Origin of the sequence: Paracoccus sanguinis (assembly GCF_012689545.1) — a bacterium.
GTDB lineage: Bacteria > Pseudomonadota > Alphaproteobacteria > Rhodobacterales > Rhodobacteraceae > Paracoccus > Paracoccus panacisoli.
This window is the reverse complement of sequence record NZ_CP051542.1, coordinates 135,059-151,427: the sequence shown is the minus strand read 5'-3', so window position 1 is coordinate 151,427 and position 16,369 is coordinate 135,059. Positions and strand designations below refer to the sequence as shown.

Below are 16,369 nucleotides of genomic sequence, written 5' to 3'. Positions count from 1 at the left end.
CGCAAGGGCCGGGCCCGTCCGCATCACTCCAGCGCCATCAGCTCGCGGCCGATCAGCATCCGCCGGATTTCCGAGGTGCCGGCCCCGATCTCCATCAGCTTGGCGTCGCGGAAGAGCCGGCTGACGGTCGAATCGTTGAGGAACCCCGCCCCGCCCAGGGCCTGCACCGCCTGGTGCGCCTGCACCATCGCCTGCTCCGAGGCATAGAGCACCGCCCCCGCCGCGTCCTGCCGGGTGACCTTGCCCGCGTCGCAGGCCTTGGCGACCTCGTAGACATAGGCCTTGGCGGTGTTCATCGCGACATACATGTCGGCGATCTTGCCCTGCATGAGCTGGAAGTTCCCGATCGGCTGGCCGAACTGCCGCCGCTCGCGCGCATAGGGCAGCACCGCATCGAGGCAGGCGGCCATGATCCCGGTCCCGATCCCCGACAGAACGAGGCGCTCATAGTCGAGCCCCGACATCAGCACCCGCACGCCCTTCCCCTCGGCGCCGAGCACGTTCTCGAACGGCACCTCGGCGTTGTCGAAGATCAGCTCGCCGGTGTTCGAGCCGCGCATCCCCAGCTTGTCGAAATGCGGCCCCTGGGTGAACCCCTTGATCCCCTTCTCGACGATGAAGGCGGTGATGCCCTTGCTGCCCGCCTCGGGGTCGGTCTTGGCATAGACGACCAGCGTGTCGGCGTCCGGCCCGTTGGTGATCCAGTATTTCGAGCCGTTGAGGACGTAGTAGCCGTTCCGCTTCTCGGCCCTCAGCTTCATGCCGACCACGTCCGAACCCGCCCCTTCCTCGGACATGGCGAGCGCACCGACGTGCTCGCCCGAGCAGAGCTTGGGCAGGTATTTCCGCTTCTGCTCGTCGGTCCCGTTCAGCTTGAGCTGGTTGACGCAGAGGTTCGAGTGCGCGCCGTAGCTGAGGCTGATCGAGGGGCTGACGCGGGCGATCTCCTCGACCGCGACGGTGTGGGCGAGGTAGCCCATGCCGGTGCCGCCGAATTCCTCGGGGACGGTGATCCCGAGCAGGCCCAGCTCGCCCATCTCGCGCCACAGCTCGGCCGGAAAGACGTTCTCGCGGTCCACGCGCCCGGCGATCGGGCCCAGCCGGTCCTGCGCCCAGCGGTGCACCATCTCGCGCAGCGCGCCCACATCCTCGCCCAGATCGAATTCCATCCCGCGCGTGAACATCGGCGCAACCCCTCCCGGTTATTGAACGGCCGTTCATATACCGGCGTTATGACGCACCCCGCCCCCGCCGGTCAAGAGAGTTTAGCGGCCCGACCGCCCCGCCCGGCAAGCGGTTTCGCAGCGCCGCGCGCGGGCCGCGCGAAACGCCGCCTGCCCGTTTTGGCGGCAACCCCCGCAGCAGCGCGACCGGAAAAGCGCCACAGGCGGAATCCGCGCCGCGATTGCGCCGTGCCGCGTTGCCGCATGGCGCGCGGCCGGGCTTTCTGCAGGTGCAAAGGGCGCCGCCCGAGCCTGCCGGGACGGACCGCCCGCCCGCTGCCAAAAAGACCGAATCGACCGTGCACTCACCCTGCACCGCCCCGCCTGCCGCGGGCGGATGGGGGGCGCGCGGCCCGCGAACAGGGGACAGGATGAACCGCTACACTCACCTCATGGCCGGCGCCGCGCTGGCGCTGGCGCTGGCCGGACCGGCCGCGGCGGCCGACGACACGATCAAGATCGGCGTGCTGCACTCGCTGTCCGGCACCATGGCGATCTCGGAAACCACGCTCAAGGACACGGTCCTGATGATGGTGGACCAGCAGAACGCCAAGGGCGGGCTGCTGGGCAAGAAGATCGAGGCGGTGGTGGTCGACCCCGCCTCGGACTGGCCGCTCTTTGCCGAAAAGGCGCGCGAGCTGATCTCGGTGCAGGGCGTGGACGCGATCTTCGGCTGCTGGACCAGCGTCAGCCGCAAGTCGGTGCTGCCGGTCGTCGAGGAACTGAACGGCCTGCTCTTCTACCCCGTCCAGTACGAGGGCGAGGAATCCTCGAAGAACGTCATCTACACCGGCGCCGCCCCGAACCAGCAGGCGATCCCGGCCGTGGACTACATGGCCGACGAGCTGGGGGTCGAGAAATGGGCGCTGCTCGGGACCGACTACGTCTATCCGCGCACCACCAACACGATCCTTGAAAGCTACCTCAAGTCGAAGGGCGTGGCGCAGGGCGACATCTTCGTGAACTACACGCCCTTCGGCCACTCGGACTGGTCGAAGATCGTGGCCGACGTGGTGGCGCTCGGCAAGGACGGCAAGAAGGTCGGCGTCGTCTCGACCATCAACGGCGACGCCAACGTGGGCTTCTACAAGGAGCTCGCCGCCGCCGGCGTCTCGGCCGAGGACATCCCGGTGATGGCCTTCTCGGTCGGCGAGGAGGAGCTGTCGGGTCTCGACACCAAGAACCTCGCCGGCCACCTTGCGGCCTGGAACTACTTCCAGTCGGCCGACACGCCCGAGAACAAGGCTTTCATCGAGGGCTGGCACAAGTTCACCGGCAACGACAAGCGCGTGACCAACGACCCGATGGAGGCGACGAAGCTCGGCTTCGAGGCTTGGGTCAACGCGGTCGAGAAGGCCGGGTCCACCGACACCGACAAGGTGCTGGACGCGATCGTCGGGGTCGAGGTGCCGAACCTGACCGGGGGTGTGGCCAAGGTGCTGCCCAACCACCACCTGACCAAGCCGGTCCTGATCGGCGAGATCCGCGACGACGGCCAGTTCGACATCGTGAGCCAGACCGAGCCGGTCGCCGGCGACGCCTGGACCGACTTCCTGCCCGAGAGCGCCAAGCTCGACGCCGACTGGCCGGGCAAGAAATGCGGGATGTGGAACACCGAGACGCAGAGCTGCGTGCAGGTGAAGTCGAACTACTGACGGGATCGGGGCGGCGTCCCGCGCGCCGCCCCTGCCCCCGGGTTCGCCTGTGATGCCGGTGCGTCGGATGGGTCGGGTCACCTTCGAATTGCGGGATGGTCCTGTGCTGTTCGGCAGCCCCGCTCGGTCCCCGCGGAGCGACTAGCCCAAGGTTCGCGCGGTCCCCGCGGAGTGTCTGGTCCAGGTCCCGCTCGGTTGGCCCTCCAACGTGGCTCGGCGGGTCGCCAGACGTCAGGGTCCAAGAGCGGCGACAGACAGTCGGTCGAACGCAGCCCTAACCACCCTCGGCCAGATCGCCGCGCGGGCGGCGCCCGGTCCGCCTCGCCTTCGCCTCGGCCACCCGGCCCGGCAACCCGGGACGCCCGGCCTTGCCCGCCCCCGGGCGCCGTTCGCTCAGGTCGCCCTGCGTCCTGATCGCGTCGCCCCGACCCCGGCTCGGGCCAACTCACGGCCCGCGCCCCTCACCGCCGCCCCGCCCCGCAGCGCCTCACGGTCGCCCGGGGCGAGGCCCCCCTTCCTGAACCTCGGCAGGTCCATGCGTCCCCTGATCCACGCCCTTCTCGTGCTGCTCGCGCTCCCCGCCCTTCCCGTGATGGCTCAGGTCACCGCGGAGACGCCGGTCGAAGCGCCATTAGCCGCGACGCCCGCAGCGGCCCCTGCTGACGCCGAGCCCGCACCCGCGACCACGGTTGACCCCGCAGCGGCTCCCACAGCCGCGCCGACCGCTGCTCCAGTCGGCGACGCCACTCCATCCCCGGCGACCCCGGCCGCATCGGCCCCCGCCGCCGCGCCGACCGCCTCCCCGGCGACGCCGGCTGACCATGCACCGGCCCCCGCCGCAGCGCCGTCCACTGCTCCCGCCGCCGACCCTGCGCCTTTACCAGCAGCCACGTCCGCCCCCAACCCCGCCGCCCCCCTCGCCGAGGCCCTCGCCACGCACGCCGACCAGATCGCCCGCCCCTCGCGCCAGACCGTCGCCCCCGCCATCGCCGCCCTCGCCGCCGCCGGCGGGGCCGAGGTGCTCGCCGCCTGGCAGGACCGCCGCCTCGGCCGCACCCCAGACGGCCGCTTCGTCATCGTCGCGGCCGACACGCCCGACACTGCCACCGACGCCATCACCGGCGCCCCGGTCACCGCCGAGTGGGAGGTGCTGAAACCCAACTCCGGCGTCCGGGCGCTGATCGCCGCGGCGCTGGTGCCCGCGCAGCTCTCGGACCCCGACCCGGCCCGGCGCGCCGCGGCGCTTGACGCCATCGCCCGCGCGCCCGAGGCCGCGCATCTCGCCGCCATCCGCTCCGCCGCGCCCGAGCCCGACCCGGCTCTCGCCCAGCGCCGCGACCGGCTGGGGCGGCTGCTCACGGTGCGCTTCGACACCCAGCAGACCGCCCGCCTCGCCGCCATCGACAGCTTCGGCCGCGACACCGGCGCGGATTTCCAGGCGGTGCTCAACCCGCTCCTCGCCACCACCCGCATCGCCGCCCCCGCCCTGCCCGAGGGCGCCAACGTCGCCGCCACCCTGACGCCGGGCGAGGACATCGGGCGCGAGGCCGCCTATGCGCTGCTCGTGGACCAGGGCCTCGCCCCCGCGCCCCTCGACCCCGCCGCGCAGAAGGCCGCGCTCGCTGCCCATCTCGCCGACGGCGCCGTGGGCGGGGTGCCGGTCGCGGACCTCTCGGACCCCGCCCGCCGCGATGCCGCCTACGAGGCGCTCGCCGCCGCGCGCCGCGTCCCCGACGCCGCCACCACCGCCGAGATCGACGCGGCGCTGGCCGCCCACCGCTTCGCCGATGTCTATGTCGAGCCGGACCCTGCCGTGACCGACGCCGCCCGCGCCGCCCTGCGCGGCATGGCGGTCCGGCAGGGCGCGGCGCAGGCCGCCGACCTCGCGCTCGACGCGCTGTCGCTGGCCTCGATCTACTTCCTCGCCGCCATCGGCCTCGCCATCACCTTCGGCGTCATGGGCGTCATCAACATGGCGCATGGCGAGTTCATCATGATGGGCGCCTATACCGGCTACGTCGTCCAGACGCTGATCGCCAACCGCACGCTGTCGCTGATCGTGGCGCTGCCGGCGGCGTTCCTCGTCACCGCGCTGGCCGGGGTGGTGCTCTACCGCGTCGTCATCCGTCGCCTCGCGCGCCGCCCGCTCGAGACGCTGCTGGCGACCTTCGGGGTGTCCATCGCGCTCCAGCAGATCGCCAAGAACGTGTTCGGCACCCAGGCCCGGCCGCTGACCGCGCCGGCCTGGCTCGAGGGGTCGGTCGGCTGGGGCGAGACGATCCAGATCTCGTCGATCCGGGTGGCGATCTTCGTCCTCGCGCTCATGTTCCTCGCCCTCTTCGTGGTCATCATGAACCGCACCCGCCTGGGGCTGCAGGTCCGCGCCGTGACCCAGAACCCCGGCATGGCGGCCAGCATGGGGATCGACCCCGACCGCATCGCCATGCTGACCTTCGGCCTCGGCTCGGGCATCGCCGGCATCGCGGGCGTGGCCATCGGCCTCTTCGCCAAGGTCACATCCGAGCTCGGCAGCGACTACATCGTGCAGAGCTTCATGACGGTCGTCGTGGGCGGGGTCGGCAACATCTGGGGCACGCTCGCCGGCGCCGCCCTGATCGGCGGGCTGCAGAAGGGGATCGAGGTCATGAACCCCGGCAACACGCTCGCCGCCCAGACCTTCATGATCCTCTTCATCATCGTCTTCATCCAGTTCCGGCCGCGCGGGATCATGCCGCAGCGGGGCCGGGCCGCCGCGGCCTGAGGGAGGGGCCCACCCATGCTGATCCGCCGCCACCCCGCGCTGCTCACCGCGCTCACGCTGCTGGCGCTCGCCACGCTCGCCATCACGCTGGGGTCCGAGGCCTACGGCTTGGGCGCGCTCGCCACCTCGACCGTCAAGCTTCTGGGCAAGACCCTCTGCCTCGCGCTTGCTGCGGTGGCGATGGACCTCGTCTGGGGCTACGCGGGCATCCTGTCGCTCGGCCACATGGCCTTCTTCGCGCTCGGCGGCTACATGATCGGCCAGTGGCTGATGTATGCCCGCACCGCCGAGGGCGTCGCGGCGACGCTGGCCACCGCCCCCATCCCCCCCACCCCCGCCGAGCTGGCGCAGGGCACCGCCGCGCAGATCTTCGGCGTCGTCGGCTCGACCGACCTGCCGTGGAGCTGGGCCTTCGCCCACTCCCTGCCCGCGCAACTCGTGCTCGTCCTCGCCGTGCCCGGCCTGCTGGCCGCGCTCTTCGGCTGGCTCGCCTTCCGGGCGCGGGTCAACGGGGTCTATCTCTCGATCCTGACCCAGGCGATGACGCTGGCGCTGGCGCTGTGGCTCTTCCAGAACGACGCGGGCTTTCGCGGCAACAACGGGCTGTCGGGCTTGCAGAACATCCCCGGCGCGGCCGACGTGCCGCAATCGGTGATCTCGATCCGCTTCCTCTGGGCGTCCGCCTTCGCGCTCGCCTGCGGGATGGTGCTCGCGACCTGGATCACCGGCGGCAAGTTCGGCAGCGTGATCCGCGCCATCCGCGACGACGAGGCGCGGGTGCGCTTCCTCGGCTATCCGGTCGAGACCTTCAAGCTGACCGTCTTCACGCTCTCGGCGATGATCTGCGGGGTGGCCGGCGCGCTCTACTACCCGCAGGCGGGGATCATCAACCCGGCCGAGCTGATGCCCATCGCCTCGATCTACCTCGCCGTCTGGGTGGCGATCGGCGGGCGCGGGCGCATCTACGGCGCCATCGTCGGCGCCATCGCCGTGTCGCTGCTGTCGAGCTGGTTCACCGGCGGCCGCGCCCCCGACCTCACCCTCGGGCCGCTGACCATCCGCTGGGTGGACTGGTGGCAGGTGCTGCTCGGCTTCGGCTTCGTCGCCGTGACCCTGCTGGCGCCGCGCGGGCTCTCGTCGCTCTGGGATGCGCTCATGCGCCTGCGCCCCCCACGCCGGCACGGCGCCGACCTCGGCCCCGACCTCGGCGCGCTGCGCGAACGCGAGGCCCAGGCATGAGCGCGCTTCTTGAAGTTTCCGGCGTCAGCAAGACCTTCGACGGGTTCCGCGCCATCAACGGCCTGTCCTTCGCCATCGGCCCGGCCGAGCTCCGCGCCATCATCGGCCCGAACGGCGCCGGCAAGACCACCTTCATGGACATCGTGACCGGCAAGACCCGCCCCGACACGGGCGACGTGCTGTGGGGCGAGCGCTCGGTCTCGCTGGTCGGGATGTCCGAGGCGCGGATCGCCCGCGCCGGCATCGGCCGCAAGTTCCAACGCCCCACGGTGTTCGAGGATCAGAGCGTTGCCGAGAACCTGACCCTCGCGCTCAAGGCCGCGCGCGGGCCGCTGGCGGTGCTGCGCTGGCGCCCGACGTCCGCCAGCCGCGCCCGGGTGGCGGCGCTCGCGGCCGAGGTCGGGCTGGGGGACCAGCTTCACCGCAAGGCCGGCGAGCTGTGCCACGGGCAGAAGCAGTGGCTCGAGATCGGAATGCTGCTCGCGTCCGAGCCGAGGCTGCTGCTGGTGGACGAGCCCGCCGCCGGCATGACGCTCGCCGAGCGCGAGGCGACCACGGCGCTCTTGCGTCGTCTGGCCGAGACCCGCGCCGTGGTGGTTGTCGAGCATGACATGGAGTTCGTGCGCCGCCTCGACTGCAAGGTCACCGTGCTGCACCAGGGCGCGGTGCTGGCCGAGGGGTCGCTCGACCACGTCTCGGCCAATGCGCAGGTGATCGACGTCTATCTGGGCCGCTAGGGAAGGGAACACCGCGATGATCGAGGCCGAGAACGTGACGCTGCACTATGGCGGCAGCCAGATCCTGCACGGCGTGTCGCTGAGCGCCGCCCCGGGCGAGGTCGCCTGCGTGATGGGCAACAACGGCGTGGGCAAGACCTCGCTGATGAACCTGCTGGCCGGGCGCCACCCCCGCTCGGGCGGCGAGCTGCGGCTGATGGGCGAGCGGCTGGGGCGGGTGACCGCGCAGGGCATGGCCCGGCGGGGCGTCGCCTATGTGCCGCAGGGGCGGGCGATCTTTCCGATGCTGACGGTGCGCGAGAACCTCGAGACCGGGCTCGGCTGCCTGCCCCGCGGCGCGCGGCGGGTGCCGGATGCGGTCTACGACAGCTTCCCGGTGCTGGCCGAGATGGCCCACCGCCGCGGCGGCGACCTGTCGGGCGGCCAGCAGCAGCAGCTCGCCATCGCCCGGGCGCTGGTGATCCGGCCGAAGGTGCTGTTGATGGACGAGCCGACCGAGGGCATCCAGCCCAACATCATCGCCCAGATCGGCCGGGTCATCACCGCGCTGCGCGACGCGGGCGAGATGGCGATCGTGCTGGTCGAGCAGTATTTCGACTTCGCCTGGTCACTCGGCGACCGCATCACGGTGATGGACCGCGGCCGCGCGGTGCTGTCCGGGCCGCGCGGCGACGTAGAGCGCGAGGCGGTGCGGCAGCGCCTGTCGGCGATGGGGTGAGGTGGATGGGTCCGGTGGGGTGAGGGCGCTGCACCGATTGTGCGGCCGGCGAGATCAGCGTCGGGCGATGGCGTGCGGGTCATAGACGATCTGCCCTACTCCTAAGGTCTGCTTGCTTGCCCGCACCGATTTTCGCACACCTTAGTGGGCAATGGCGCAGGTCGGAGGCCATCCCACGAGGCAGCCATGCGTTTCGAGGAACCGGCCACACATCAAAGCGATAGCATCGTTCGGCACACCGCCGTAAGCCTTTAAGCGTGGGGCCCACCGGCAGCGCTACGAGCCCGGGCGCCGGAGCATCCCCTGCCGCTCAAGACGCTGTGCGCGGCGTGCCGGCCCCGTCCCCCTCGTCCGATCGCAGCAGCCACGTGTGTCACGCTCCATAACGCCCCTCTCGGTCAACACGCCCGGCCCCGACCGTTCCCACCACTCCTCTCGTCTGATTGCGGGAGCGGCGCGCGTCCGGCGCCATCGCACCCCTGCGCGTCCGACCCGCTGGGCGAGTAACGTGCGCCCCCGCTCCCTAGCCGGATCTCGGCGCAGAAGGCAGCAACAACTACACTGAGCGAGACCTCCCCGCCCCGCCTGCGTGCTTCCGATGGACGCCCTCCACCGGCCCATTCTTCCTTGCCCAAATATCCCGGGGGAGTCGGCCCGCAGGGTCGGCGGGGGCGGAGCCCCCTTTACGGGCCAAGCCGCCTAAAAGGACCGCCACCCCGGCACGCGCCAATTGAAGCCACGCCCCAACCCCGGGGGATGGCGCGCCGCGAAAGCGCTGCTACAGACTGGAGGCCGCATGGCACGCCCGGCATCTCTCAACGTCACCCGATCACACCGCCCTCCCGCCCCACTCACCCCCGACCCGTCCGCTCCTCGCCACGCCCCGCGCCCGGCAGCCACGAACGCCGCGCCACGCCCATCCGCACCCGCCGCATCTCCTCTTGCGGGATCACCCCAATCGCGGCCGCGACGGCGGCCTCGGCGGCGACGCCGACCGCCGCACCCGCCACCACATCCGCGAGATGATGCGTCGCCCGCGGCACCTGGACCAGCCCGATCAGCGCAGCGAGCCCCAGCGCCGGTCCCCGCAACCCCGGCGCCACCCGCCCGATCGCCTGCGCGGCGGCAAAGGCGTCCGCGGTGTGGCCCGACGGGAACGAGTTGTAGGGGTGCTCATCCGGGCCGCCGACGCCAGTCTCGTAATGCCCCTCGTCCAGCAGCTTGTAGGGCCGGGTGCGCACCACCGCCTTCTTGATCGCCGCCTTGGTCTGGATCGCCACGGTCAGGGCGAGGAACGCCCGCACCCCGCCCTCGGCCAGCCGCGGCCGCCCGGCGAGCACCCCGGCCGCCACAGCCAGCGCCGCGAGTTGCAGCGCCGGGGGCTGGTCGGCGATCTCGCTCGCCGCGCCCGCCGCCTCGACGAGCGGATGGTCGCGCAGCTTCCCCGCCTCTTCTGACAGAGCCACGTCGGCGGCCTCGATCCGCTCGATCAGGCCGACATCCTCGTCTGCCTTCGGCGCGCCCGTGTCGCGGACTGTGCGGTCGTTCATGGCCTGATCCCCTTGCGATGCCGCCACCGAACCCGCGATGCGCCGCTCGGGTTGCACCGCGGCTGGTCACGCCGCGACGCGTTCGCATGAACTGTGCATGAACATCGCATGAACGATGCACGAACCCTGCAGGGATCGTGCATCGCTGTTTCCGCCCTGTCCGGGGTCGCCGGGCGGCGCTACTCGACCGTCACCGACTTGGCGAGGTTGCGCGGCTGGTCCACGTCGGTCCCCTTGGCGACCGCCGTGTGATAGGCGAGCAGCTGCATCGGCACCGCGTGCACGATCGGCGCGAACGCCCCGCCCCCGGCCGGCATCGTCAGCGCGGCGTGCACCCCCTCGCCCGCCGCGGCAATCCCCTCGGCGTCCGAGACGAGCAGCACGGGCCCCTGCCGCGCCATCACCTCCTGCATGTTCGAGACGGTCTTCTCGAACAGCGGGTCGGACGGCGCCACGACCACCACCGGCACCATCCGGTCCACGAGCGCGATGGGCCCGTGCTTGAGTTCGCCCGATGCATAGCCTTCGGCGTGGATATAGCTGATTTCCTTGAGCTTCAGCGCCCCCTCGAGCGCGATCGGATACAGCGCCCCGCGACCCAGGAACAGCACGTCCTGCGCCTCGGAGAGCCAGCCCGCCAGCCGCTTGCAGTCGTCGCTCGTCCCCACCGCCTGGCTGACCAGCGCCGGGATCGACAGCAGGTCATCCAGATGCGCCGAGAGCGACGCCGGGTCGAGCACGCCGCGATCCTGCGCCGCCTTGAGCGCCAGCACCGCAAGCACCGCCAACTGGCAGGTGAAGGCCTTGGTTGAGGCCACGCCGACCTCGACGCCCGCCATGATCGGCAGCGCCACGTCGGCCTCGCGCGCGATGGCCGAGGTGCCCACGTTCACCACCCCGAGCGTCCGCGCCACCTTGTCCTTGCAGTAGTGCAGCGCCGCGAGCGTGTCCGCCGTCTCGCCCGACTGGCTGACGAAGATCGCCCACGAGCGCGGCGACAGCGGCGGCTCGCGGTAGCGGAACTCGGACGCGACATCGACCTCGGCCGGCAGGCCCGCGATCCGCTCGAACCAGTATTTCGCCACCCAGGCGGCGTAATAGGCGGTGCCGCAGCCGACCAGCGTGACGCGCTCGACGCCGGTGAAATCGACGGTCTCCGGCATGACGATCCGCCCGTCCTTGATGTAATGCGACAGCGCGTCGGCCAGCACGCCGGGCTGCTGGGCGATCTCCTTGGCCATGAAATGGCGGTAGCCGCCCTTGTCGATGGCGGTGGTGCCCACGTCGATGCGCGCGGCCTCGCGGTTCACCAGCCGCCCCTCGGCATCATAGACCTGCGCGCCGCCGCGGGTCAGGACCACGTGATCGCCGTCCTCGAGATAGGTCACGAGGTCGGTGAACGGCGCCAGCGCGATGGCGTCCGAGCCGAGGAACATCTCGCCCTCGCCATGCCCGAGCGCGAGCGGGCTGCCCTTGCGGGCGCCGATCATCAGGTCGCCCTCGCCCTCGAAGAGGAACGCGAGCGCGAAGGCGCCGCGCAGCCGCGAAAGCGTCGCGCGCACCGCGTCGAGCGGCGCCATCCCCTGGGCCATGTGGTGCCCGGTCAAGAGCGCCACGGTCTCGGTGTCGGTCTCGCTTTCGGGGACGATCCCCTCGGCAGCGAGCTCGGCGCGCAACTCGCGGAAGTTCTCGATGATGCCGTTGTGGACGACCGCGACGGGCCCGTGGCGGTGCGGGTGGGCGTTGCCCTCGGTCGCGGCGCCGTGGGTGGCCCAGCGGGTGTGGCCGATCCCGCTGCGCCCCTCGAGCGGGTTGAGCACCAGCCGGTCCGACAGGTTGACGAGCTTGCCCACCGCACGGCGGCGGTCGAGGCGGCCGGCGTCGTCCACCGTCGCCACCCCGGCGCTGTCATAGCCGCGATATTCGAGCCGCTGCAGCGCCTCGACCAACTGCGGCCCGACCTGGTGGTTGCCGAGGATGCCGATGATTCCACACATGATTTATCGTCCCTTGGCGGCGCGCAGCGCCTGCATGATGCGGGCCGCGAGGCCGGGTTTCGTCACCTGCCGGGCGCGGCCGAGCCCCAGCGCGTCGTCGGGGATGTCGGCCGTGATCACCGAGCCCGAACCGGTCATCGCCCGCGCCCCCACACGCACCGGCGCCACCAGCATCGTGTCCGACCCGATGAAGGCGTCCGCGCCGATCTCGGTCCGGTGCTTGCCGACGCCGTCATAGTTGCAGGTCACCGTGCCCGCGCCGATGTTGGCGCGCTCGCCCACATGGGCGTCGCCGAGATAGGTCAGGTGGCCGACCTTCACGCCGGCGTCGAGCACGCTGTTCTTGATCTCGACGAAGTTCCCGACATGGACGTCGCCGCCGAGTTCCGCGCCCGGGCGCAGCCGGGCGAACGGGCCGACCGTGGCGCCGGCGCTGACGTGGCAGCCCTCGAGATGGCAGAAGGGCAGGATCTCGGCCCCGCTCTCGACCGTCACGCCGGGGCCGAACACCACGTTCTGCCCGATCACCGCATCGCGGCCGATGGCGGTGTCGGGGGCGAACCAGACCGTCGCGGGGTCGGCCAGCGCCACGCCCGCCTCGACGGCCTCGGCGCGCTTGCGGGCCTGGAACGCGGCCTCGGCGGCGGCGAGTTCGGCGCGGGTGTTGATCCCCAGCGTCTCGGCCTCGTCGCAGGTCACCACGGCCGCCGTGCGTCCCTCGGCGCGGGCAAGGCCCACGATGTCGGTGAGGTAGTATTCGCCGGCCGCGTTGTCGTTGCCGAGCCGGCCGACGAGCTCGGCCAGCAGCGCCGCCTCGACCGCCATGACGCCCGAATTGCAGAGCGCGACCTGCCGGGTCGCCTCGTCGGCATCCTTGAACTCGACGATCCGGTCGAGCGTGTCGCCCTTGACGATCAGCCGCCCGTAGCGGCCGGGATCGGCGGCCTCGAACCCCAGCACGACCACGTCGGCGGGGTGCGCGGCCAGCGCCGCCAGCGTCTCGGCCGAGATGAAGGGCGTGTCGCCGTAAAGCACCACGACCCGGCCCGCGAACCCCTCGAGCAGCGGCAGCGCCTGCGCGACCGCGTGGCCGGTGCCGAGCTGCTCGGCCTGCAGCGCCACCTGCGCCTCGGGGTCGAGCTTGCCGACCGCCTTCGTCACCGCCTCGGCGCCGTGGCCCGCGACCACGACGACCCGCGCGGGATCGAGGCTGCGCCCGGCGGCGAGCGCGTGGCCGACCAGCGGCACGCCGCCCAGCCGGTGCAGCACCTTGGGCAGGTCCGACAGCATCCGGCTGCCCTGCCCCGCGGCCAGCACCACCAGCGCCACCGGCTGCGTCGGAGCGGGCGCCCCGCGCGAGTCCCCGGCGGCCACCTGTTCCGAATGGCCCTGCCCGGCCGCGCGTTCGTCCGCCATCATCCTGCCGTCCCGTCGTTTGTCCGGGGACTTCTAGCCACGCCGGGCGCGGTGTGAAAGGGTGCGGCCGCTCACAAGGTTTGACGAAAGGTTACGGGCGTGACGCAGAACGGCAGGGATCGCGGAACGGTGGTGTTCGACCTCGACGGAACGCTGGCCGATACGGCGGGCGACCTGATCGCCGCGGCCAACGCCTGTCTGGCCGCGCGCGGGCTGGGGCGGCCCCTCGACCCGGTGGCGGATGCGGGCATCGCCTTTCACGGCGGCCGGGCGATGCTGCGCGCGGGCTATGCGCGGGCCCCCGCCGACATGCTGCTGCCGCCCGGCGCCGAGGACGAGGATTTCCCGCTGCTGCTCGACCACTACGGCAACTGCCTCGCCGACACGACGCGGCTCTATCCCGGCACCGAGGCGGCGCTCGAGGCGCTGGCGGCGGCGGGCTACGCGCTCGCCGTCTGCACCAACAAGCCCGAGGCGCTGGCCGAGCGGCTGCTCGTCGCGCTGGGGGTGCGGGAGCGGTTCGCCTCGCTCGTGGGGGCCGACACGCTGCCGGTGCGCAAGCCCGACCCGCGCCCCTACGCCGAAAGCGTGGCGCGGGCCGGGGGCACGGTGGCGCGGTCGTTCCTCGTCGGCGACACCGAGACGGATCTCAGGACCGCGCGCGCCGCGGGCGTGCGGGTGGCGCTGGTCGGGTTCGGGCCCGAAGGCGAGGGGATCGCGCGGCTCGGGCCGGACGCGATGCTGGGGGAGTTTGCCGCCCTGCCGGCACTGGCCCGCGACTGGCTCGGCTGAGGCTCAGGCGCGGCGGGTCAGCGCGTCGAGTTCGGCCCTGAGTGCGGCGGGGTCGGCCTCGTCCGGCGCGCCGCGGCGGGCGAGCGCGGCCGTCACGCGGGCGGCGGCGGCCTCGGTCATCGGGCCTGCGGCCTCGGCCACGGCGGCGAACTCGGCCCGCGTCAGGTTGCAGGCCAAGACGAGATCGCAGCCCGCGGCAATGGCGGCGGCGGCGCGCTCGGCCGGGGTGCCGGACAGCGCGTTCATCCCGATGTCGTCGCTCATCAAAAGCCCGCCGAACCCGATCCGCTCGCGGATCAGCGCGATGGCGGCCGGCGAGGCCGTCGCCGGGCGGTCGTCGAGCGCCGTCAACCGGATATGCGCGGTCATCCCGAGCGGCAGATCGGCGAGCGCCCGGAACGGCGCGAAGTCGCGGGCGTCGAGCGCGTCGAGTGCGACGTCGAGCACCGGCAGGTCGTGGTGGCTGTCCACCCGCGCCCGCCCGTGCCCCGGCATGTGCTTGACGATCGGCAGCACGCCCGCGGCCATGAGCCCGTCGGCCGCCGCCCGGCCCATGCGGGCCACGGTGTCGGGGTCGGTGCCGAAGCAGCGGTTGCGCAGGAAGGGATGGGTCTCGGCGTCCGCCACGTCGAGGCAGGGCGCCGCGTCGGCGTCGATGCCCACCGCCCGCAGCTCCTGCCCCATCAGCCGGTGGCGCAGCGCCACCGCGCGGGCGCCGTCTGTGGCCGAGTCCATCGCCGCGGGCCAGTCGGTCCAGTGCGGCGCGGTGAGGCGCTGGACGCGCCCGCCCTCCTGATCGACCATCACCACCGCGTCGCGGCCCACCGCCTCGCGCAGGTCGGCGGTCAGGCGCGCGAGCTGCGCGGGGTCGGCGACATTGCGGGCGAAGAGGATGAAGCCCCAGGGATCGGCGTCGCGCAGGAAGGCGCGCTCGTCCGCGCCGAGCGTCAGGCCCTCGACGCCGAGGATCGTGGCGCCGTGCGCCGGACCCGCGGACGCGAACGCCCCGCCCGAGGGGGGCGGGGCGGCATTCGCGGGCGTCAGGCTCACTTCGCCGCCGCGGGGATGCAGTCGGTGCCGGCGGCGATCAGCGCGGCGCAGAACTTGCGCGCCTCGTCGCGGGTCTCGAACCCGGCCACGCGCAGGCGGTAGAAGGTGCGCCCGCCGGCCTTGTGCTCCTGCACCAGCGGCAACTTGCCCGAGAACAGGTCGCCGTAGCGGCCCGACACGCGGCTCCATTCGTTTTCGGCGATGGCGCCCGAGTCGAAGGCGCCGATCTGGACCAGCGGCGCGCCGGACTTGACCACGGCCGGGGCGACGGCGGCGGCGGGCGGCTCGGCGGCGTCCGGGGTGGCCGCGGGGGCCGCCTCGGTGCTGGCCTGCGCCTCGGGGGCGACGGCGGCCAGCGGCGCGGCGTCGTTGGCGACCGGCACCTGGCTCGCCGCGGCGATGCGGCGCGGGCGTGGCAGCGGCCGGGTCGGCGTGGTGACGGCCGGCGCGGCCCCGGCCTCGGCCAGCGCGGCGGTGATGGCGGTGTCCTGGGTCGGCAGCCCGGCCACGTCGGTGACGGCGGCCGAGGCGGCGACGCTGTCGGCCTCGAGCGGGGCGACCGCGGGCACGGCGGCCTGCTGTTCCGCGGCGAGGCGCGCGGCCTCGCTGTCGGTCAGCGCGATGGCGGCGGGGGCCGGGGCCTCGACCGCCTCGCTCGTCACGGTGGGGTTCTGGGCGGTGGCGCCGAGTTCGCCCATCGCCACGTCCTGCCCGTCGAGCGCGGTCGGCGCGGGGGCGATCGCCACCTTCTCGGCAGCCTTGGCGTTGCCGCCGCCAGCGACGGTGTTCACCGCCAGCCCGGTGCGGTCGGTCAGCTCGCCACCCGGCTCGTCGGGGGCGGTGCGGGCCTCGCCCTCGACCGCGCGGATCACCGGGACGCCCGAGACATCGCGGACGATGAGCTGGTAGCCCCAGACCGCGAGCCCGACCATCAGCCCGACCGAGACCAGCGCGCCGAGGTAATGCGTCAGCCGCGCCACCCGGCCCAGCACGCCCTCGCGGTCCGAAAGCCGCGCGGCGCTGCCGGCGGCGGCGTAGCGGGTGGCGTCCCAGTCGTCGTCGTGCCAGTCGGGGTGCCATTCGGTCGCGGGCTCGCCGTGGCGGGCGCCATGCCAGTGGGTCGCGTGGCCCGGCGCGTCATCGGACAGCTGCCCGTCACGCGCATCCGCGTATCCGCCCGAGCGGAAATCCAGCACCGTCATCGTCGTGTTCCTGCCTGTCCGCCGGGTGG

General features: G+C 72.6%; 12 protein-coding genes. 6 read left to right on the top strand and 6 right to left on the bottom strand.

The features are described 5' to 3' along the window. Window positions 1-23: 23 nt before the first annotated feature. On the bottom strand, window positions 24-1,184 hold the full coding sequence (locus HGN31_RS00720; protein ID WP_036702671.1) for an isovaleryl-CoA dehydrogenase: 1,161 nt from the start codon (window positions 1,182-1,184) through the stop codon (window positions 24-26). Window positions 1,185-1,594: 410 nt separating this feature from the next. On the opposite strand from HGN31_RS00720, the gene urtA reads away from it, so the two are divergent. From urtA to urtE, 5 genes are all read left to right on the top strand, one after another. Beyond that, window positions 1,595-2,878 (top strand): urea ABC transporter substrate-binding protein, encoded by a 1,284-nt coding sequence (gene urtA, locus HGN31_RS00715; protein WP_168782020.1) that lies wholly within the window; start codon window positions 1,595-1,597, stop codon window positions 2,876-2,878. A 535-nt stretch (window positions 2,879-3,413) separates the two neighbouring features. Then, on the top strand, window positions 3,414-5,639 hold the full coding sequence (urtB, locus tag HGN31_RS00710; protein WP_244961074.1) for an urea ABC transporter permease subunit UrtB: 2,226 nt from the start codon (window positions 3,414-3,416) through the stop codon (window positions 5,637-5,639). Between the two features lie 15 nt (window positions 5,640-5,654). Beyond that, entirely contained in the window at window positions 5,655-6,878 is a 1,224-nt protein-coding gene (urtC, locus tag HGN31_RS00705) for an urea ABC transporter permease subunit UrtC (protein ID WP_168782019.1), read from the top strand. Beyond that, window positions 6,875-7,615, top strand: coding sequence for an urea ABC transporter ATP-binding protein UrtD (urtD, locus tag HGN31_RS00700; protein WP_168782018.1), 741 nt, complete (start codon window positions 6,875-6,877; stop codon window positions 7,613-7,615). The genes urtC and urtD overlap by 4 nt, the downstream gene beginning before the upstream one ends. 16 nt (window positions 7,616-7,631) lie before the next feature. Continuing rightward, entirely contained in the window at window positions 7,632-8,333 is a 702-nt protein-coding gene (gene urtE / locus HGN31_RS00695) for an urea ABC transporter ATP-binding subunit UrtE (protein WP_168782017.1), read from the top strand. A gap of 851 nt (window positions 8,334-9,184) precedes the next feature. Here urtE and HGN31_RS00690 read toward each other — a convergent pair. The 3 genes from HGN31_RS00690 to glmU all read right to left on the bottom strand — a co-directional run bounded on the left by HGN31_RS00690 (window position 9,185) and on the right by glmU (window position 13,170). Next, window positions 9,185-9,883 carry a phosphatase PAP2 family protein gene (locus tag HGN31_RS00690; RefSeq protein ID WP_168782016.1) on the bottom strand — a complete coding sequence of 233 codons (699 nt, stop codon included), beginning with the start codon at window positions 9,881-9,883 and terminating at the stop codon, window positions 9,185-9,187. A 179-nt stretch (window positions 9,884-10,062) separates the two neighbouring features. Continuing rightward, complete coding sequence (gene glmS / locus HGN31_RS00685) at window positions 10,063-11,880, bottom strand: glutamine--fructose-6-phosphate transaminase (isomerizing) (protein WP_168782015.1); 1,818 nt, start codon at window positions 11,878-11,880, stop codon at window positions 10,063-10,065. A gap of 3 nt (window positions 11,881-11,883) precedes the next feature. Then, on the bottom strand, window positions 11,884-13,170 hold the full coding sequence (gene glmU / locus HGN31_RS00680; protein ID WP_052176460.1) for a bifunctional UDP-N-acetylglucosamine diphosphorylase/glucosamine-1-phosphate N-acetyltransferase GlmU: 1,287 nt from the start codon (window positions 13,168-13,170) through the stop codon (window positions 11,884-11,886). A gap of 225 nt (window positions 13,171-13,395) precedes the next feature. Here glmU and HGN31_RS00675 point away from each other — a divergent pair, with 225 nt between their 5' ends. Next, window positions 13,396-14,088, top strand: a complete 693-nt coding sequence (locus HGN31_RS00675) for an HAD hydrolase-like protein (protein ID WP_168782014.1) — start codon at window positions 13,396-13,398, stop codon at window positions 14,086-14,088. Between the two features lie 3 nt (window positions 14,089-14,091). Here HGN31_RS00675 and nagZ read toward each other — a convergent pair whose 3' ends face one another. Continuing rightward, complete coding sequence (gene nagZ / locus HGN31_RS00670; RefSeq protein WP_244961180.1) at window positions 14,092-15,057, bottom strand: beta-N-acetylhexosaminidase; 966 nt, start codon at window positions 15,055-15,057, stop codon at window positions 14,092-14,094. A 77-nt stretch (window positions 15,058-15,134) separates the two neighbouring features. Beyond that, window positions 15,135-16,340 (bottom strand): SPOR domain-containing protein, encoded by a 1,206-nt coding sequence (locus HGN31_RS00665; RefSeq protein ID WP_168782013.1) that lies wholly within the window; start codon window positions 16,338-16,340, stop codon window positions 15,135-15,137. Window positions 16,341-16,369: the final 29 nt, after the last annotated feature.

Excerpts from the sequence above, each read along its gene's own strand:
- HGN31_RS00720 (WP_036702671.1), bottom strand. The coding sequence starts at position 1,184 with ATGTTCACGCGCGGGATGGAATTCGATCTGGGCGAGGATGTGGGCGCG.
- urtA (WP_168782020.1), top strand. The coding sequence starts at position 1,595 with ATGAACCGCTACACTCACCTCATGGCCGGCGCCGCGCTGGCGCTGGCG.
- urtB (WP_244961074.1), top strand. The coding sequence starts at position 3,414 with ATGCGTCCCCTGATCCACGCCCTTCTCGTGCTGCTCGCGCTCCCCGCC.
- urtC (WP_168782019.1), top strand. The coding sequence starts at position 5,655 with ATGCTGATCCGCCGCCACCCCGCGCTGCTCACCGCGCTCACGCTGCTG.
- urtD (WP_168782018.1), top strand. The coding sequence starts at position 6,875 with ATGAGCGCGCTTCTTGAAGTTTCCGGCGTCAGCAAGACCTTCGACGGG.
- urtE (WP_168782017.1), top strand. The coding sequence starts at position 7,632 with ATGATCGAGGCCGAGAACGTGACGCTGCACTATGGCGGCAGCCAGATC.
- HGN31_RS00690 (WP_168782016.1), bottom strand. The coding sequence starts at position 9,883 with ATGAACGACCGCACAGTCCGCGACACGGGCGCGCCGAAGGCAGACGAG.
- glmS (WP_168782015.1), bottom strand. The coding sequence starts at position 11,880 with ATGTGTGGAATCATCGGCATCCTCGGCAACCACCAGGTCGGGCCGCAG.
- glmU (WP_052176460.1), bottom strand. The coding sequence starts at position 13,170 with ATGCTGTCGGACCTGCCCAAGGTGCTGCACCGGCTGGGCGGCGTGCCG.
- HGN31_RS00665 (WP_168782013.1), bottom strand. The coding sequence starts at position 16,340 with ATGACGGTGCTGGATTTCCGCTCGGGCGGATACGCGGATGCGCGTGAC.